This is a genomic window from Flavobacterium aureirubrum (genome assembly GCF_038739835.1).
GTDB classification, from domain to species: domain Bacteria; phylum Bacteroidota; class Bacteroidia; order Flavobacteriales; family Flavobacteriaceae; genus Flavobacterium; species Flavobacterium aureirubrum.
Genome location: NZ_JBCGDO010000152.1, coordinates 1 through 283, shown reverse-complemented (window position 1 = coordinate 283; position 283 = coordinate 1). Strand labels below are relative to the sequence as shown.

The following is a 283-nucleotide window of genomic DNA, read 5'->3' as shown; positions in this document are numbered from 1 at the left end:
ATTTAAACGGCATTCGCTCTTCAAGGCGATTAGAAAAAGAGTGCCATCGCAACCTGGAAATGCAGTGGCTTTTAGAAGCCATTTGCCCTAATTATCATAGCATAGCCGACTTTCGCAAAGACAACCCCAAAGCCCTAAAACAACTCTTCAAACTCTTTGTTTCGTTTTTAAAAAATGCCGATTTAATCACAGGCGAAACCATTGCTATTGATGGCACTAAATCCAGAGCACACAACAGCAAGAAGTCCAACTATAACCAAAGAAAAATCGACAAACACAAAGA

At 39.9% G+C, this 283-nt stretch carries 1 protein-coding gene; it reads left to right on the top strand.

The genetic code is table 11. The annotated features are described in order from the left end of the window. A partial coding sequence (locus tag WFZ85_RS16315; RefSeq protein WP_461782278.1) for a transposase occupies positions 1–283 on the top strand: 283 nt, incomplete at both ends.